Raw genomic sequence first — 19,058 nt, 5'->3', positions numbered from 1 at the left:
TTTTACCTTTTTATCTTTTGCTAAGATAGCCACCCGTCAAAACAAGCGGCCAGGAAATAAAGTGACGGAATTTTATCACCCTACCTGAAAGATGTCCCGTATCTTTTCAGAGCACAGGACAACTTTCAGTCGTGTTTCGTCTTACATAATGATTTGGCGGATATCCGCTAAATAGGATGCCAGAGTCGCAGTAAAACGCGCAGCTAAAGCACCATCAATCACACGGTGGTCGTAGGATACAGACAAAGGCACCATCAGGCGTGGTTCAAATTCTTTACCATTCCACTTAGGTTTAATGTCAGATTTTGACACACCCAAAATAGCCACTTCAGGCGCGTTGACGATAGGCGTAAAGGCCGTACCACCAATACCACCTAAGCTGGAGATGGTGAAACAACCACCCTGCATATCTGCAGCCGTCAGTTTACCCTCACGGGCTTTTAACGAAATATCCTGCAGTTCGCGGGACAATTCGATAATGCCTTTTTTATTCACATCACGTACCACAGGCACCACTAAACCATTTGGTGTATCGACCGCTATACCTAAATGCACATACTTTTTCAGAATAAGGCTGCCACCGTCTTCTGATAACGAGCTGTTAAAGGTTGGGAACTCTTCCAGAGCTTTAGCAACGGCTTTCATAATAAAGACCAATGGGGTGTATTTGACGCCCATTTTCTTTTTATCAGCCAGCGCGTTTTGCTCTTTGCGGAATTCTTCCAGTCCTGTGATATCCGCTTCGTCAAACTGAGTCACATGTGGAATGCGCACCCAGTTGCGATGCAAGTTTGCACCGGATAACTTCTGAATACGCGACAGAGGTTTTTCTTCCACAGCGCCAAACTTGCTGAAATCCACTTTTGGCCAAGGGATTAAATCAAAACCCACACTGTTACTACTGCTGGTGACGTTGCCTTTGCCTGATGCCACTTGCGCAATAATATTTTTCACATAATTTTGCACGTCTTCGCGCTGCACACGGCCTTTACGGGCTGTGCCTGTGACCTTGCTTAAATCCACACCAAACTCACGGGCTAAACGACGCACCACAGGAGAAGCATGAGCATAAGCCTGGTTCTCAGTAAATTCGCTTGCTGATGCAGATGGCGCTGCAACCGGAGCTGATGCTGCAGGCGCAGGCGCTGCTACTGGAGCTGGCGCAGCAACAGCAGCAGGAGCCGCTACCGCAGCAGCTGCAGCTGATGGAGCACTGCCAGCCACTTCAAATACAAAGACTGAAGAGCCTGTTTGTACTTTGTCGCCTACTTTGACTTTGATTTCTTTGACAGTACCGGCAAATGGCGCTGGCACTTCCATTGAAGCTTTATCACCTTCCACCGACAACAGTGATTGATCAGCGGCAACAGTGTCACCGACTTTCACCATCACTTCCGTTACTTCAACGGCGTCGCCACCAATATCAGGCACCTGAACTTCTTTTAACTCTGCAGCTGCAGGAGTGGCCGGAGCCGCAGCAACCGGAGCTGGTGCGGCAACAGGCGCAGGAGCAGGAGCAGCTGCTGGCGCTGCAACAGCAGCACCTTCAGCTTCAAACACCATAATCAGTGAGCCGGTTTTTACTTTATCGCCGGCTTTGACTTTAATTTCTTTAACAGTACCGGCCTGAGCTGCTGGTACTTCCATCGAAGCCTTGTCGCCCTCTACCGATAATAAAGACTGGTCCAGCGTGACTTTGTCGCCCACTTTCACCAGTACTTCGGTGACTTCAACTTCATCCGCACCTATGTCCGGCACATGAATTTCAATCGTCATGACAAATCCTCTTATGCGTACAGTGGGTTAGTTTTATTGGTGTCGATACCAAAACGGGCAATGGCATCCGCCACTAACTGTTTGTCGATTTCACCGCGTTTGGCCAGTTCACGTAAGGACGCCAGCACTATGTAACCTGCGTTCACTTCGAAGTGACGACGCAGATTTTCGCGGCTGTCAGAACGGCCAAAACCATCTGTACCCAGAACTTTATAAGACACCGCAGGTACAAAAGAACGCACCTGATCGGCATAGTTTTTAATGTAGTCGGTGGCGGCAATCGCAGGAGCTGAACCTAACACAGTGGCAATGTATGGCACTTTTTCTTCAGCCATAGGATGCAGCATGTTGAAACGCTCACAATCCTGACCATCACGTGCCAGCTCGTTAAATGAAGTCACAGAGAACACGTCTGAGCCTACACCGTAATCTTCACTTAAAATTTCAGCCGCTTTACGCACTTCATTCATGATAGTGCCGCTGCCTAACAGCTGAACTTTGGCTTTCTCACCGACATGGCTTTCCAGTTTATAGATACCACGACGAATACCTTCTTCAGCACCTGCTGGCATAGCAGGGTGATGGTAGTTTTCGTTCATCACTGTGATGTAGTAGTAGATATTTTCCTGGTCCACACCGTACATACGACGGATACCATCCTGGATGATCACCGCCAGCTCATAAGAATAAGTCGGGTCGTACGAAATACAGTTAGGTACTGTGCCTGCCAGAATATGGCTGTGACCATCTTCGTGCTGTAAGCCTTCACCGTTTAACGTAGTACGGCCGGCAGTAGCGCCTAACAGGAAACCACGGGCTTGCTGATCGCCCGCTAACCAGGCCATATCGCCAACACGCTGGAAACCAAACATAGAGTAGTAAATATAGAACGGGATCATCGGCAGATCGTTGGTGCTGTATGACGTAGCAGCTGCGACCCATGACGCCATAGCGCCCAGCTCGTTAATACCTTCCTGCAATACCTGACCTGAAGTTTCTTCTTTGTAGTAAGACACTACAGCGCGGTCTTCCGGCGTGTACGTCTGGCCACGTGGGTTATAAATACCAATCTGACGGAATAAACCTTCCATACCAAAAGTACGGGCTTCATCAGCGATAATAGGCACAATTTGCTGACCGATATTTGGATCTTTCAGCAATACGTTCAGTGAACGCACAAAAGCCATAGTGGTCGAAATTTCACGTTTTTGCTCTTCTAAAAGAGGCTCAAACACGTTCAGTTCTGGCAGAGTTAAAGCTTTAGTGAAATTTGGTAAACGCACTGGCGTGTAACCATTTAACGCATTACGACGGGCATGCAGGTACTGGTGCTCAGGCGAACCTTCAGGCAACTGGATGTAAGGCAGGCTTTGTACATCGTCTTCGCTGATGTAATCTTCCAGGCTCAGGCGCTTACGGATTTGCAGCACATGAGTCATATCCATTTTCTTGACCTGGTGCGCAATGTTTTTGCCTTCAGCCGCTTCACCCATGCCATAACCTTTGATGGTTTTGGCCAGAATGACAGTTGGGCGACCTTTGGTTTCCTGCGCAGATTTAAATGCTGCGTATAACTTGGATGGCTCATGACCACCACGTTTTAACGCGAAAATTTCTTCGTCTGTCATATCAGCCACTAAAGCTGCAGTTTCAGGGTAACGTCCGAAGAAATGCTGACGCACATAAGCGCCGTCTTTAGCTTTGTAGGTCTGGTAGTCACCGTCTACAGTTTCGTTCATCAGTTGCAGTAACTTGCCTGTGGTGTCTTTGGCCAGCAGCTTGTCCCAGCCACTACCCCATACCACTTTAATTACGTTCCAGCCGGCACCACGGAATAAACCTTCCAGTTCCTGGATGATTTTACCGTTGCCCATCACAGGACCATCTAAACGTTGCAGGTTACAGTTGACCAGGAAACACAGGTTATCCAGCTTTTCACGGGCAGCAAAAGATAAAGAGCCACGGCTTTCCGGCTCGTCCATCTCGCCGTCACCTAAGAAGGCATAGACGCGTTGTTGGCTGGTATCTTTTAAACCACGACCATCTAAATACTTCAGGAAACGCGCCTGATAGATAGACGTAATGGGACCTAAGCCCATAGATACTGTTGGGAACTGCCAGAATTCAGGCATTAATTTAGGATGTGGGTACGAAGATAAACCTTCACCACCTACTTCCTGACGGAAGTTATCCAGCTGATCGGCTGTTAAACGGCCTTCGACAAAAGCACGGGCGTAGATCCCCGGAGAAATATGGCCTTGGTAATACACCAAATCGCCGCCATCTTTTTCATTTGGTGCGCGGAAGAAGTGGTTAAAACAGGTTTCGTAAAACGCGGCTGAAGACTGGTAAGACGCCATGTGGCCACCTAAATCCAGCTCTTTTTTCGAAGCGCGTAAAACGATCATAATAGCGTTCCAGCGGATCACGGAGCGGATACGTTTTTCCAGATTTACATCACCCGGATAGGCAGGTTCTTGCTGTGGCGGAATGGTATTGATGTAATTGGTGGTAATGCCTGTTGGCATATCCACGCCTTCCAGACGAGCCTGTTCCAGCACTTGTTCTAACAGGAACTGAGCGCGCTCTACACCTTCGGTGCGAACTACAGATTCAAGAGCCTCTAACCATTCTTTGGTTTCGAGCGCGTCGATGTCAGTCTTATTGACTTCAGACATATCAAAGTTTCCTTAATCAGTTCCACGCCAGAGAGCGGAACATTAACAGTTAAAAAGTATGCTTACGCTCATTCGCTCTGTTGTGAACGTCTGAGCGAGCGTTCAATGCGTGAGCGCTCCCGGTCAGCTTCCAGCAATGCCTCTTCGATAAAGGCTAAATGGCTGTTGCTGGCTTGCCGGGCTTGCTCCGGCTCGCCATTGATCACCGCTTGCATCAGGCGATGCCTGTGCGAATTCAGCTGGCTCACTATGCCTTCTTTTTTCCGCAAAACTTCAAGGTTTAACTTGATGTTTTGCTCTACCAGCGGCGTTAAGCCGCGCACCAAATGCAAAAGCACCACATTGTGTGATGCCTCTGCAACCGCCGAATAAAACTGGCCTACCGACCGCGCTTCAGCGTCTAAATCCTGTTGCTGCTGGGCAGCACAAATTTCTTCATAACGTTGTTTAATCAAGTCATAGTCAGCTTGTGTACCACGCAACGCAGCGTAATAAGCGCAAATGCCCTCTAAAGCATGACGAAACTCTAACAAATCAAATTGCGACTCCGGATGACGACCAATCAAAGCAAATAGCGGATCGGTTAAACCCACAGCCAGATTTTCGCAAACATAAGTGCCACCACCCTGACGGCGATTGACTAAACCTTTGGCTTCAAGCTTTTGAATAGCTTCACGCAAGGATGGACGTGAGACATCAAACTGCAATGCTAATTCACGCTCAGGCGGTAACTTTTGTCCCGGCGTAAAAGTACCTTCCAGCAGCATATGTTCCAGCTGCTGGACTATTTGATCGGACAATTTAGCAGGTTTGATTCTCAGACTGGACATTGTCACCCTGATGTTAAGCTATTGGTTTTAGCGTTGACCACTTGTAAATTGGTCTTACCAATTAAATTTTATGCGGCATAACTTAGCAGAAAGGAATCAAACTGTAAATTAAACTGCGGAATTATGCGACCAAAGCGGCCAAATAATTAGAGTAAAAGCTCAGAAAAAAAACAGAGGAAAAGATAGCAATAAAATTGGTCTGACCATTAGTAGTAAATACATACCGTCCATCCATGGACATCGTCGCAACAAAAGCCCGGCCTTCGCCAGACGCGAAGGCGTGATATCGGCGAAATGCCAAATTGTTGGCATGTCGAAAGACCGCTATCACCCATACAGTTGCGACATACCGTCCTTCTATGGACATCGCCGCAACACTGTTCCCTACAGTTGCGACATACCGTCCTTCCATGGACATAAAAAAAGCAGCCGAAGCTGCTTTTTGTTAATTAGTCAGTTTAACGCAGCCAGCCTGATAGCGTTAACACCGCCACTAATGCAAGGAAAAACAGGACATTACGTTTAGCTAACTGCACCATACAAGAGGTTTCTTCAGCGCAGTTATAAGCATCATCCGGCAGAGGTTCTGCAGCTTTGGCTACTGTAGTCACTACTTTGTCTGCCGGCGTTGTGAAGTCGCCCAAGAAGGCCAACAAAGAAGCTGAAGCACGGGAGAAGTGCCCAACCAAAGCCAAACCTACACCAAATAGACGTGCTGGCACCCAATCAGCCCAGAACATCAATTGCTGGAATACCGCAGGAATATCAGGTGTTGCTTCAACAAATTCAGCAGTTTCATCTCCTTCTTCCGCCAGTTTCATAGGTTTATCCCAACTGGCGGGTTCATTCATCTGACGCAGCAGAGCATAAGTGATAGCACCGGCGCCACCTAACAGCGCAAACCAAAACAGCACTGCAGCGTAATAGCGGAAATTAAGCCAAACCAGACGTTGGCCATAACTTAACTCAGCATCGGTTAAACCCGCATCATTGCTGAGTTGCTGCATCGTCAAAAAAGCCGCTTCGTTATCTGCTCTTTCACTGGCATTTAAATACTGTTTGTACAACTGACGATAATGCCAGCAGCCAATGCAGACCAGTAATACCAGCGTGTTCAGCACTAAAGTCACCAAACTACTGCCGATTAACCACAACAGCAAAGCATAGAAAACACCTGGCAACAGTACCCACAGATACTGGCCTTTACTGTCGTCTGACAATTTAGATAATCCAGAACTATGGCTCAGGGAAAGGTACTTTTTCGCATAAAACAAAAACTGCCAGGCCTCGCTGCGAACCGCCAGCCGTTCGATAATTAAGGCGATAAGCATACTGATCAAGGTCATTTATCCATTCTCCTTTAACGCAGATTGATAACGGTCCCAGTCAAATGACGGGCCAGGATCGGTTTTCCGACCAGGCGCAATCTGCTGATGTCCCACAATACGTTCCGTTGTGATAGCCGGAAAGTCTTGCATCAGTTGTCTGGTTAATAGCACCAGACTTTGGTACTGCGCATCGGTATAAGGCAGATGTTCAGTACCTTCTAATTCTATTCCTATCGAAAAATCGTTACAGTTTTGCCGCCCGTTAAATTCCGATACTCCGGCATGCCAGGCCCTGTAGTGAAAAGGCACATACTGCCGCACCACACCGTTTCTGAAAATAACACAATGCGCCGATACCCGTACGCCAGCTAAATCCGCAAAACTGTTATCGGCCGTTGTGTCCAAAACACCCATAAATAAATCATCGATGTAACTGTTGCCAAACTGGCTAGCAGGCAAACTGATGCAATGGATCACCAACAGACTGATATCAATGTCATTCGGTCTTAAATTCCAATGTGGACTTGGTCGCTGTTCAAGTTCCAAGGAAACCGGTTCTTGATTCACCGTATCGATCCTGTTTTGCAAATGCGCTTCATGCTCGGTTAAGCTGATGCCTTTATTGTCAACCCTGAGACTTTGGAATGCAAGCATCTGACAATACAACTAAATTAGGCCGCTTATTTAGCTGGATCAGTTGGCTCTTGTTACTTGGGCTGCTGTACTGGTTTTTTGAAGATCAAATTTCGTTACAAATAAATCCGAATCAGCAGCTGCAAAGTCAGATTGGCAGTAGTGGTGAAAAAGTTACGGTACTCAAGCGCAATAAAGCCGGTCACTATGTAGGTACAGCATTATTTAACGGTATTGCGATGGAATTTATGCTCGATACCGGAGCTACCGTAGTGGCTGTATCAGAACAAGCCGCACAAAAACTGGGGATGCAGAAAGGACAAAGGTATCAGGTCAGCACAGCGAATGGCCCTGCTATCGCATACGACAGCCAACTGTCCAGTCTACAACTGGGCGACATAGTTCTGACCGATATACGCGCCAGCATTACTCCTGGCTTACATGGCAACGATATTTTGTTAGGCATGAGCGCGCTAAAACAATTAGAATTCACTCAACAACAGGATGAGCTCAAACTTATCCAACACTAATTTGAATAGGCTCGAGAGCTTATTAGGACAGCGGAACTATATACAGATGATTAACGTCCCTTACCTTACTGATTTACAACGGGATATTGAACTGACGGTTCGTCAGGCTCTGGCCGAGGATTTAGGCCATTTACCGCTGGAGCAAGGCGATATTACTGCGTCTCTGATCCCTGCGACTCAACAAGCCAAAGCTACTATTATCAGCCGCGAAGACTGTGTATTTTGCGGCAGCGCCTGGCTAAGTGAAGTATTTCGTCAGTTATCGGCAGAAGTACAAGTGGAATGGTTTATTCAGGATGGTGATAAAGTGACGGCCAACTCCGTCTTGTGTGAGCTGACAGGCCCAGCCCGAATTTTATTAACAGGCGAGCGTACCGCACTTAACTTTATCCAAAGTTTAAGTGGCACAGCCACTACTACGGCTTTATATGTGTCTTTACTGGAAGGCAGCTCCACCCGTTTGCTGGATACCCGTAAAACTTTGCCTGGTATGCGGTTAGCACAAAAATATGCTGTAGCTTGTGGGGGCGGTAAAAACCACCGTCTGGGTTTATACGACGCGTTTTTAATCAAAGAAAATCATATTGCAGCCGCTGGTTCTATTGATAATGCCGTCAGCATAGCGCGGCAGAATTTCCCTGGGAAACCTGTTGAAGTTGAAGTGGAAGACTTGATTGAATTTGAACAGGCCCTTCAGGCTGGTGCTGACATTATCATGCTCGACAACTTTCATATCGCCGATATCCAACAAGCCGTTAGTCTGAATAAAGGCCAGGCCAAACTTGAAGTATCAGGTAATATCACTGCGGAATCTCTGCGTTCGTTAAGTAGTACAGGCGTAGATTATATCTCCAGTGGAGCCTTAACTAAAAATATACAAGCCATTGATTTATCAATGCGTTTACGCAGTATCTGAGGTTTAATCAGCAGGTGGAGGTTTCGATCTCCTCTGCTATCATTCGTCGCAGCGTCCGGCAAAGCTACAAAAGATTGATACACTTTGTTTAGTGTTCCCGCAAAGCTGTGATCGCTATGACCCTTCCACTAAGGTTACAAGGTACTGTCTGCTACTGGCGTGATGACAAAGGTTTTGGCTTTGTCATTACAGACCACAAAGAACGGCTTTTTTTTCATATCCGCGATTTTAAACAAGCTCCGGCCAGACGCCCGCAACAAGGTGACAGGCTTAGCTTTGAGCTTGGTGTTGACAAACAACAACGCCATTATGCCCAGTCACTACAACTTGAAGAAAGTACCGTAGCACAGACAAAACCAGCCAAAGCAACAGCACCAGACGTTTATCAAATCCAACAACAGGCCTGGTGTTTTCGTTATTTGTTTTTTGCCTTACTGCTGCTGTCGCTACTAGCTGGTTCCTTTGCCTTTATTGTGCCTTTGTTTTATCTCGAAGCCAGTCTTTTTACGTACTGGTTGTATCAAATCGATAAAAAGCTGGCCGCCAGCGGGCACAGCAGTCGCTTACCTGAAGAGAGTCTACAAATGTTTAGTCTGATTGGGGGCTGGCCAGGCGCTTTAATCGCACAAAAACGGTTGCACCATAAGGTGCACAAGATGTCTTTTCAGCGCGAGTTCCGTTTTGTGATTTATGGCAATAGTTGCTTTTTACTCTGGCTGCTATCAGAGTCTGGTTCAAATTTTTTGCAAAAAGTGACACTATTTTAATTTATCTAAGCTAAATCAATTATTTAACCAATGATTCACCTTTTTTCTTTGCTTGGTTTGCAACTGGAATTAAACATCAGAGCAAAGCTTGCTTAATAACAAATATTAACCAGAATTAAGTAGCCCCGGCTGTGGGCAAACCAATCAGGAGATGTCCCATGAAACGTAATCAAGGTTTTACCCTTATTGAATTAATGATAGTTGTCGCCATCATCGGTATATTGGCTGCTATTGCTTTACCTGCTTATCAGGACTACACGGCAAAAGCCCGTGCCTCCAATGCTGTAGCCTCTTTGGGTGGTCAAAAAATTAAAGTCGCGGAAGCCTATGCCACCAGCGGTTCTCTGGGCTGTACAGATTCGTCAAACGTAGCTATTCCAGATTGCTCAGGCGCAGGCATTCTGTCGATGTCATACGATGGTATTACCGCAACCTTAACACCCACTGGACCAGCAGCCGCAGGTGAGAGCATCACTTGGGCTTGTACTTTATCAGGCACAGGAGCAGTACCGATTAAAGGCTGTACAGTTCCATAAAGTTTACTCCTGTTGTAGCTGCAGCGGCCCGTGCAGGGCCGTTTCTCCCATGTCGATACCTGTATGAGATACGCTAAGTTCTGCCACCGGGGGTCTGTATGGCCTTAAACCCAAGCTCCATATTATTAAGACGCTTACAACAAGCGAACTTGGTTGATCCACAGATCACTGCCAAATTGCTGCAAGAAAAAAGTCACCAATACCAAACTATTGCCGACCTGTTGATTGGCGAAAAACTGCTTCAGGCCAAAGCTTTAGCTGAAGCTGCAGCAGCTTTTACTCTGCATAGCGCGCTGGATTTAGATTTTTTTGATATCAATACCGTTCCGGAGTCACTGCGCAATGAAAAACTGATCCGCAAACACCATATTCTGCCCCTTGCTAAAAGACACAAAACTTTATTTCTGGCGGTAGTAGACCCGACAGACATGACCTCTGTAGAAGACTTCGAATTTAATACCGGCCTGAATGCTGAAATGATAGTGGTGGAATTTGATAAGCTGCATAAAGCCATCGACAAATTATTTGAAACCACAGCCACAGACAGTTTCACCGATACACAGTGGGATTTGGCCAAAATGGGCTTGGCCAGCGGTGAAGAAGAAGACACAAAAACGGTCGGCTCGGACAGTGAAGATCAACCTATTATTTCTTTTATCAACAAAATGCTACATGACGCTATTCGCAAAGGCGCCTCAGATCTGCATTTTGAACCTTACGAAAAAAGTTATCGCATCAGGTTTCGTATCGACGGTATTTTGCATGAAGTCGCCTCGCCGCCAGTGGCTCTATCCACCCGCTTATCCGCCCGTTTAAAAGTAATGTCCCGCTTAGATATTGCCGAAAAACGTGTACCACAGGATGGCCGTATTAAACTGAAACTGTCGCAAAAAAAGTCGATCGACTTTCGGGTTAGCACACTGCCAACCTTATGGGGTGAAAAAATAGTGATGCGGATCCTCGACTCGGACAGTGCCATGCTGGGTATAGATATCCTGGGTTACGAGCCGGAGCAAAAACAATTGTATCTGAACGCTTTGGCCCAGCCCCAGGGCATGATTTTAGTGACAGGTCCCACAGGTTCAGGCAAAACCGTATCGCTGTATACAGGGTTAAATATTCTCAATACCGAAGAAACTAATATCTCTACGGCTGAAGATCCAGTCGAAATAAACCTTCCGGGCATCAACCAGGTGCAAGTCAATCCAAGAGCTGGTCTGACTTTCCCCTCGGCTTTAAAAGCGTTTTTACGGCAAGACCCAGATGTGATCATGGTCGGTGAAATACGTGATTTGGAAACCGCAGAAATTGCCATTAAAGCGGCGCAAACCGGACATTTAGTGTTAAGCACCCTGCATACCAATTCGGCACCTGAGACCTTAACCCGCTTACTGAATATGGGCGTACCAGCTTATAACGTAGCCAGTTCAGTCACACTGATTATCGCGCAGCGTCTGGCCCGACGCTTATGCAATCACTGCAAAGCTGCTGAACAGCTCCCGGAACAAGAGGCTATCAAACAAGGCTTTACAGCGTCTCAGATCAGCCAGTTAAAACTCTTTAAGCCTGTAGGCTGTGATCACTGCACTGGCGGCTATAAAGGCCGTTTAGGTATTTACGAAGTACTGCCAATCACAGCACAAATCGCCGCTAAAATTATGGCTGGTGCCAATTCTCTTGATATAGCAGCTCAGGCTCAAATTGAGGGCTTTCCCAACTTACGTCAATCAGCGTTGAAAAAGGCAGCGGCAGGGCTCACCAGCCTGGCTGAAGTGAACAGAGTGACCAATGCTTAAAGCACGATAATGCGCAGCAAGGATTTGGATTATGGCCGAAGTAAAAGTGAAACAGCTGGACACATTTCTCTGGAAAGGCATTAATAAAAGGGGTAAAACCAGCCATGGAGAAATCAGAGCGAGCTCTATTGCTGACGCCAAAGCTTTATTGCGCCAACAAGGTTTTACTCCTTCATCCGTCAAGAAAAAAAGCAAACCTTTAGCTTTTACTCAACCCGGTATTAAATCCTCTGACATTAGCGTCGTAACCCGGCAAATTGCCACTATGCTGGGCGCTGGCGTACCTTTGGTACAGAGTATTGATTTGATTGCCAGCGGTGCCAGCAACGACACTTTGCGTCAGTTGATGACCAAAGTTTCAGTGAAGGTACAAGGCGGTACAGCTTTGTCTGAAGTATTGCGTGAGCATAAAGATTACTTCGACGAGTTGTATTGTGATTTGGTCAAATCTGGTGAGCAGTCCGGTGCTCTGGACAGGATTTTTGACCGAATCGCCGTCTATAAAGAAAAAGCTGAAGCCCTGAAATCTAAAATTAAAAAGGCGATGTTTTATCCGATAGCAGTCATTGTGGTTGCAGGCATAGTCACCTCTATTTTATTAATTTTTGTGGTACCTCAGTTTGCCGAAATTTTTGGCAACATGGGAGCTGAATTGCCGGCTTTTACTTTGTTTGTTTTGGGTATCTCTGATTTTATGAAAAATTATTGGTTTATAGTGCTTGGCGCTGTCATTGCTAGTGTGGTGGCCATCTCAAAGTCCTATAAGTCCAATCAGAGCTTTAAAGTCGCTGCCGACCATGCCATTTTAAAACTGCCTATTATCGGCATGATTTTAAACAAAGCAGCTGTGGCCCGGTATGCCCGTACTTTGTCGACCACTTTTGCCGCTGGCGTGCCCTTAATTGAAGCCCTGGAATCGGCAGCCGGAGCCGCAGGTAATGAGAAATACAGAGCGGCGATATTGTCAGTCCGCGAAGAAGTAGCGGCGGGCAATCAAATGCATCTGGCAATGAAAAACACTGCAGCTTTCCCTGAGATGGTGAATCAAATGGTTGCTATTGGGGAAGAATCCGGCGCACTAGACAGTATGCTGGCGAAAGTTGCTACTATTTATGAGCAAGAAGTAGACGATGCAGTGGATGGCCTCACCGCTTTGCTGGAACCCTTGATTATGGCCGTGTTAGGTGTCTTAATAGGCGGACTTATTATTGCGATGTATCTTCCAATCTTCCAACTGGGCAGTATTGTGTAATGGATTTTTTTTCTCCTCTGGTGCAAGTGTTCGAACAATCTGAACTTACTTTTTATATCACGGTAGCGCTGTTTAGTCTGGCCGTAGGGAGTTTTCTGAATGTGGTGATCTACAGATTACCAAAAATGATGGAACTCGCCTGGCAACAGGACTATCAACAGTATTTCAATCCAAACGCTGAGCCAACAAAAAACCGTTTTAATTTGGCCTTACCGCATTCACATTGCCCTAAATGCCAGCATCCGCTGTCGGCGCTGGACAATATTCCATTAATCAGCTGGATGCTGTTAAAAGCCAAATGCCGTTATTGTAAAGCCCCTATCAGTGTGCGTTATCCGGCTATTGAAGGCTTTACAGGCTTGTTATCTGTGCTGGTCGCCATACATTTTGGTGTCACAGAACAAACTCTGATTTATTTGCTGGTGACCTGGTGTCTGATTGCGTTGTCCTTTATTGATATAGACAAAATGCTTTTACCCGATCAAATTACCCAGCCGCTGCTTTGGTTTGCCTTATTGCTCAGCGTCACAGGCCTTACTGTCTCCCCGACCGATTCATTGATAGGCGCTGCCGCAGGTTACTTAAGTTTATGGTCTGTCTTCTGGTTATTTAAACTGGTGACGGGCAAAGAAGGTATGGGTTATGGTGATTTTAAGTTGCTGGCTATTTTTGGTGCCCTGCTCGGCTGGCAATTATTACCGCTGATTATTTTATTATCCTCTGTGGTCGGTGCTGTGCTGGGCTCGCTGATGTTACTGGTGCAAGGCAAAGGCAAAGCCACACCTATCCCTTTTGGACCTTATATAGCAGCAGCAGGCTGGATTGCGATGTTATGGGGTAAGGATATTACCGCCTGGTATCTGAGCACTATGGGTCTATAAGTGATGAGGCTTTAAGCTTATGTCTGGCTATGTAGTAGGACTGACAGGTGGAATAGGCAGCGGTAAAACTACTGTCGCCAATTTATTTCATGATTTAGGCATACAAAGTGTTGATGCTGATCTGGTAGCCCGTCAAGTGGTGATGCCAGGAGAAGCAGCATTAGATGCCATAGTTCAGCACTTTGGGGCGGACATTTTGCAGCACGATGGCCAGTTGGATCGAGCTGCTTTGCGGACTAAAATCTTCGCGAATGAAGCAGAAAAGCAATGGCTGAATCAGTTGTTACATCCTTTAATCCGTCAGCGTATGCTGCAGCAATTAGCCGCATGCACCTCAGATTATGCTTTGTTAATAGCCCCTTTACTGCTGGAAAATAACCTACAGATCTACGCAGACAGAGTACTGGTGGTCGATGTGCCTGAAGAGCTACAACTAAGCCGCACTATACAACGGGATCAAGTGCCAGCAGAACAAGTGCAGAATATTCTGAACAGCCAGATATCAAGACCTGAACGCCTGCGCTTAGCAGACGATGTAGTACTCAATACAGTACCTGTTTTTGCGCTTCAGCCACAGATACAACAACTACATAGCCGTTATCAGCAGTTTGCCAAGGAAAAACTAGCAAAAAGCTCGACTTAGGTTTATGGTAATCGACATTGTTAACAAATGTTTCAGTTATGACCTCAATCATCTACGAACATCCGCTGAACGAAAAAGTGCGCACCTATTTGCGGGTGGAGTATTTGTTTCAGCAAGTCACCAAGCTGCTACCACTCGAAACTGAATGGCAGCAACAGGGTTTTTTTAACTCGTTATTTTCGTTGATTGAAGTATTGGAACGTAATGATGTGCGGCCGGATTTAATCAAAGATGTAGAGCGTTGTGAGTCCGCTTTGGTGAACTGGTCACGTCATCCATCCATTTCAGATGAAATGCTGCAAAGCATGTTACAAAAAGCAGTGCGCTTGCAAAGTGATTTATTAAGATGCGGTAAGTTTGCCACCAGCTTAAAAGAAGACAAATTTCTGGCACCACTACGGCAGCGCTTTTTTATTCCGGGCGGCACCTGTTACTTTGATTTACCTCAACTGCAATATTGGTTTTCTCAACCTTTGGCGCAACGCAAAAAAGCGGCGCAAGATTGGCTGGAACAGTTGTCTTTGGTTGAAACTGCCATTGCTTATGTACTGACCTTTATCCGTGAACGTGGCCAATTTCAGGATCTGGTTGCTGAAAATGGTTTTTTTCAAAGCAATACCGAGCAGTTTGAACTGTTGCGTATTGAATACTCCATGGAGTATCAAAGTTATCCAACCATCAGCGGTAACAGATACCGCTACGCCATACGTTTTATGCAGCTCTGTGACAGCTTAGGTCGCACTACTATGGATAAAGCAATTCCCTTTAAGTTAGCTTGTTGCTAACCCAATCAGCATCAGTTGGTCATTTGAGACGGGCAGGGATAAACCACCGCCCCTACTATTTGCTCGCCTGAAATCCGCCTACTACGGTACACTAGCGCACTTTTGAATACGTTTTTTGGAGTACGTCTTATGGCCACTATCGTCAAATGCCCAACCTGCCAGAAAGAGGTGATTTGGGGTCCGGAGTCCGCCTTCCGGCCTTTTTGTTCTGACCGTTGCCGTTTAATAGATTTAGGCGCCTGGGCCAATGAAGAACACAAAATACCGGATAAAGGCCGCGCCGATTTGCCACTGTCTGAGCAGCAATTAGAACAACTGGAAAATGAGTTACTGGAGCAGGATAACGAGTTCTTTAAATAGAGATACGCTCATTAAGACCCAAAGTAATTAGAGTTGCAGCGCGACGGCAAGTGAGTGAGTCCCCATGAACATAGGCTACTATGTGATTGGGGCGAGAGCGCGCAGCCAACAAAGCTGCGGCTTCAAGTACGCAGGGGATTGCCGAATTCGGAAAGAAGTTTATCTAATATCGGCTGATTCGCATCAGGGAACTGATACTGATGAAGCTCAGACAAAGGCACCCAGCGCACTGGCTGCCCTTCTAAACCTTTTGCTTCGCCTGTAAAGTCCTGCACCAGATGAATATCCAGCAACACCGTTTTTTCTGGATAAGCATACTGCAGTTCAAACCAGGCAGTGGAACCCGCAATAGCCAGATCCACTTCCTCTTGCAGTTCACGTGCTAAAGCTTGTGCGGTGGTTTCACCTGCTTCTACTTTACCTCCGGGAAACTCCCAGCGACCGCCCTGGTGTAACTTGTCAGGACGAAGAGCTAACAGCACCTTATGGTCCTGTAAAACCACACCTACAGCGACATGAACCACTTTGACTGTCATGGCTTACACCAGCTTACCGTGACACTGTTTGTATTTCTTACCAGAACCACAAGGACATGCGTCATTACGGCCTACCTTTTCGGCGTCACGAAACACAGGTGCAGGACTGGTTTGTGGCACTTCAGTCGCTACTTGTTCCATTTCTTCATGCTGGAACTGCATCTCTGTGCTTTCTGCTTTACGACGCTGATCTTCTACTGCATCCACATCTTCAGCGGCACGGATTTGCACCCGTGATAACACACCAATGACATCCAGTTTCAGGTTATCCAGCATGGTAGAAAACAACTCGAAAGCTTCGCGCTTATATTCCTGTTTCGGGTTCTTCTGTGCGTAACCACGCAGGTTAATGCCCTGACGCAGGTGGTCCATCGCGGCTAAGTGTTCTTTCCAGTGTGTGTCTAAACTTTGCAGCATCACTGATTTTTCAAACTGGCGCAGTACGGAAGGGCCGACCATGTGTTCTTTCAGCTCGTACGATTTATCCACCACTTCGTGGATTTGTTCACGCAGTTTTTCTTCAAACAATTTCTTGTCGTCTGCCAACCACTTGGCTATAGGCATGTCGATGGCAAAATCAGCACGGAAACGGGCTTCTAAGCCTGGGATATCCCACATCTCGTCCAGAGACTGAGGTGGAATGTATTGATCCAGTACAGAAGCAACTACATCGTGACGAATCGCCTTGATAGTCTCAGAGATATCGGCAGCATCCATCAACTCGTTACGTTGCTCATACACCACTTTACGCTGATCGTTCGCAACATCATCGAATTCCAGTAACTGCTTACGGATATCAAAGTTACGGGCTTCGACTTTACGCTGGGCGTTTTCGATAGCACGGCTGACCCAAGGGTGTTCAATCGCCTCACCTGGCTCCATACCTAACTTACGCATCATGCCTGCCATACGGTCTGAAGCAAAAATACGCATTAAGGCATCGTCTAAAGACAAATAGAAACGAGAGGAACCAGGGTCACCCTGACGACCTGAACGACCACGTAACTGGTTGTCGATACGGCGAGATTCATGACGCTCAGTACCAATGATGTGTAAGCCACCTGCTTCAATCACCGCATCATGGCGCTTTTGCCATTCCTGACGGACTTGTTCAATTTGCTCCGGGCTAGCTTCCCCTAAAGCAGCTAATTCAGCCTGCAAGTTACCACCCAGTACTATGTCAGTACCACGACCGGCCATGTTAGTTGCTATAGTCACAGTACCAGGCTGACCAGCCTGCGCAATAATTTGCGCTTCGTTGGCATGGAACTTGGCGTTTAATACCTGATGCGGAATTTTAGCGTCATGCAGTAACTTCGACAGATACTCAGAGCTTTCAATGGAAGCAGTACCGACCAGGATAGGACGCTTCAGCGCTCGGTTTTCTTCAATGTCTTTGATAATAGCTTGATACTTTTCTTCCACCGTCAGATAGACCAAATCGGCCATATCTTTACGCACCATAGGTCTATTGGTAGGAACCACTATAGTCTCTAAACCATAAATAGACTGGAATTCAAAAGCTTCGGTATCGGCTGTACCTGTCATACCTGCCAGCTTGTCGTACAAACGGAACAGGTTCTGGAAGGTAATAGATGCCAAGGTCTGGTTTTCGTGGTTAATACGCACACCTTCTTTGGCTTCAATAGCCTGGTGCAAACCTTCAGACCAACGACGGCCTTCCATAGTACGGCCTGTATGCTCATCAACAATAACGATTTCGTTATCTTTGATCACATAATCGACGTCTTTTTTAAACAGGTTGTGCGCGCGCAAAGCGGCATAAGTATGATGCAGCAGAGTGATATTAGCGGCAGAGAATAAAGAGTCACCCGGCTGAATTAAGCCTAGTTCCTGCAGAATTTCTTCGACACGAATTTGCCCCAGCTCAGTCAGATAAATTTGTTTCGCTTTTTCGTCGATGGTGAAGTGGCCATCACCCTCTACACCTTCTTCGTCTTCTTTTTCCTGCCTCACTAGCTGAGGCACTACTGTATTAATGACACGGTACAGCTCTGAACTGTCTTCAGCCTGACCGGATATGATCAGTGGCGTACGGGCTTCGTCTATCAAAATAGAGTCGACTTCATCAATAATGGCGTAAGCTAAGTGGCGCTGTACCCGTTCAATGGCAGAAAATGCCATGTTATCGCGCAGGTAATCAAAACCAAATTCGTTGTTGGTGCCGTAGGTAATATCAGCTTTGTAAGCGGCTTGTTTGTCTAAATGGCCCATACCAGGCACGTTGACACCTACGGTTAAGCCTAAAAAGTCAAACAAAGGCGCGTTCGTTTCGGCATCACGACGGGCCAGGTAATCGTTCACCGTAATGACATGCACCGCCTGACCACTTAACGCATTTAAGTAGGCTGGCAAAGTTGCGGTTAAGGTTTTACCTTCACCTGTGCGCATCTCAGAGATTTTGCCCTGATGCAGCACAATACCGCCTATCAGCTGCACATCAAAATGACGCATCTTGAAGATACGTTTACTGGCTTCGCGTACTGTGGCAAAAGCTTCTGGCAGTAAATCATCCAAGGTTGCGCCATCGGCAAAACGTTGCTTGAATTCAGCGGTTTTTAATTTGAGTTCTTCATCAGACAGAGCAACAAAAGCAGGTTCCAGGCTATTAATCAGATCAACCGTCTTTTTTAATTTCTTCAAATAACGATCATTACGGCTACCAATTAATTTGGCGAAAAATTTTCCAAACATTTTATAAATACCACTTCTTGGTTGAGACTCGCTCCGAGTCCGGCCTGAGCCTTTGTTACCCGACGTTCTGAAACGCCTGCCTCAGAAAACCGGGTA

The 19,058-nt window shown here is 46.6% G+C and carries 17 protein-coding genes; 10 read left to right on the top strand and 7 right to left on the bottom strand.

Annotated elements, in window-relative coordinates:
• Positions 1-141: 141 nt before the first annotated feature.
• The 5 genes from aceF to ampD all read right to left on the bottom strand — a co-directional run bounded on the left by aceF (position 142) and on the right by ampD (position 7,179).
• Entirely contained in the window at positions 142-1,776 is a 1,635-nt protein-coding gene (gene aceF / locus IEW88_RS06855) for a pyruvate dehydrogenase complex dihydrolipoyllysine-residue acetyltransferase (protein WP_147903593.1), read from the bottom strand.
• A gap of 11 nt (positions 1,777-1,787) precedes the next feature.
• Complete coding sequence (gene aceE / locus IEW88_RS06850; protein WP_147903592.1) at positions 1,788-4,454, bottom strand: pyruvate dehydrogenase (acetyl-transferring), homodimeric type; 2,667 nt, start codon at positions 4,452-4,454, stop codon at positions 1,788-1,790.
• Positions 4,455-4,522: 68 nt separating this feature from the next.
• Positions 4,523-5,284 carry a pyruvate dehydrogenase complex transcriptional repressor PdhR gene (gene pdhR, locus IEW88_RS06845; protein WP_053424161.1) on the bottom strand — a complete coding sequence of 254 codons (762 nt, stop codon included), beginning with the start codon at positions 5,282-5,284 and terminating at the stop codon, positions 4,523-4,525.
• A 458-nt stretch (positions 5,285-5,742) separates the two neighbouring features.
• Entirely contained in the window at positions 5,743-6,630 is an 888-nt protein-coding gene (gene ampE / locus IEW88_RS06840; protein WP_147903591.1) for a beta-lactamase regulator AmpE, read from the bottom strand.
• Positions 6,631-7,179, bottom strand: coding sequence for a 1,6-anhydro-N-acetylmuramyl-L-alanine amidase AmpD (ampD, locus tag IEW88_RS06835; RefSeq protein WP_229670336.1), 549 nt, complete (start codon positions 7,177-7,179; stop codon positions 6,631-6,633).
• 77 nt (positions 7,180-7,256) lie between these two features.
• On the opposite strand from ampD, the gene IEW88_RS06830 reads away from it, so the two are divergent.
• From IEW88_RS06830 to yacG, 10 genes are all read left to right on the top strand, one after another.
• The gene (locus IEW88_RS06830; RefSeq protein ID WP_053424158.1) at positions 7,257-7,775 is read left to right on the top strand and encodes a retropepsin-like aspartic protease family protein; all 519 of its coding nucleotides are present in this window, start codon (positions 7,257-7,259) and stop codon (positions 7,773-7,775) included.
• A 46-nt stretch (positions 7,776-7,821) separates the two neighbouring features.
• Complete coding sequence (gene nadC / locus IEW88_RS06825; RefSeq protein WP_147903589.1) at positions 7,822-8,691, top strand: carboxylating nicotinate-nucleotide diphosphorylase; 870 nt, start codon at positions 7,822-7,824, stop codon at positions 8,689-8,691.
• A gap of 116 nt (positions 8,692-8,807) precedes the next feature.
• Positions 8,808-9,458 carry a DUF1294 domain-containing protein gene (locus IEW88_RS06820; RefSeq protein ID WP_147903588.1) on the top strand — a complete coding sequence of 217 codons (651 nt, stop codon included), beginning with the start codon at positions 8,808-8,810 and terminating at the stop codon, positions 9,456-9,458.
• 158 nt (positions 9,459-9,616) lie between these two features.
• A complete protein-coding gene (locus IEW88_RS06815; protein ID WP_053424155.1) occupies positions 9,617-9,994 on the top strand; it encodes a pilin in 378 nt (125 codons plus the stop codon).
• Between the two features lie 98 nt (positions 9,995-10,092).
• Entirely contained in the window at positions 10,093-11,790 is a 1,698-nt protein-coding gene (pilB, locus tag IEW88_RS06810; RefSeq protein ID WP_147903587.1) for a type IV-A pilus assembly ATPase PilB, read from the top strand.
• A gap of 31 nt (positions 11,791-11,821) precedes the next feature.
• A complete protein-coding gene (locus tag IEW88_RS06805) occupies positions 11,822-13,042 on the top strand; it encodes a type II secretion system F family protein (protein WP_147903586.1) in 1,221 nt (406 codons plus the stop codon).
• Entirely contained in the window at positions 13,042-13,923 is an 882-nt protein-coding gene (locus IEW88_RS06800) for a prepilin peptidase (RefSeq protein WP_147903585.1), read from the top strand. Before IEW88_RS06805 ends, IEW88_RS06800 begins: the two co-directional genes overlap by 1 nt.
• A gap of 19 nt (positions 13,924-13,942) precedes the next feature.
• On the top strand, positions 13,943-14,566 hold the full coding sequence (coaE, locus tag IEW88_RS06795) for a dephospho-CoA kinase (RefSeq protein ID WP_147903584.1): 624 nt from the start codon (positions 13,943-13,945) through the stop codon (positions 14,564-14,566).
• A 38-nt stretch (positions 14,567-14,604) separates the two neighbouring features.
• Positions 14,605-15,351, top strand: a complete 747-nt coding sequence (gene zapD, locus IEW88_RS06790; RefSeq protein ID WP_147903583.1) for a cell division protein ZapD — start codon at positions 14,605-14,607, stop codon at positions 15,349-15,351.
• 129 nt (positions 15,352-15,480) lie between these two features.
• The gene (gene yacG, locus IEW88_RS06785; RefSeq protein WP_147903582.1) at positions 15,481-15,711 is read left to right on the top strand and encodes a DNA gyrase inhibitor YacG; all 231 of its coding nucleotides are present in this window, start codon (positions 15,481-15,483) and stop codon (positions 15,709-15,711) included.
• Between the two features lie 122 nt (positions 15,712-15,833).
• Here the strand turns inward: yacG and mutT are convergent, their stop codons facing one another.
• Together mutT and secA are read right to left on the bottom strand one after the other, a co-directional pair.
• A complete protein-coding gene (gene mutT, locus IEW88_RS06780) occupies positions 15,834-16,247 on the bottom strand; it encodes an 8-oxo-dGTP diphosphatase MutT (RefSeq protein WP_147903581.1) in 414 nt (137 codons plus the stop codon).
• A gap of 3 nt (positions 16,248-16,250) precedes the next feature.
• Positions 16,251-18,962 carry a preprotein translocase subunit SecA gene (gene secA, locus IEW88_RS06775; RefSeq protein WP_147903580.1) on the bottom strand — a complete coding sequence of 904 codons (2,712 nt, stop codon included), beginning with the start codon at positions 18,960-18,962 and terminating at the stop codon, positions 16,251-16,253.
• Positions 18,963-19,058: the final 96 nt, after the last annotated feature.

The organism is Rheinheimera tangshanensis, from assembly GCF_014645135.1.
In the GTDB taxonomy this organism is placed as follows: domain Bacteria; phylum Pseudomonadota; class Gammaproteobacteria; order Enterobacterales; family Alteromonadaceae; genus Pararheinheimera; species Pararheinheimera tangshanensis.
This window is presented reverse-complemented; position numbering and strand designations above follow the sequence as displayed.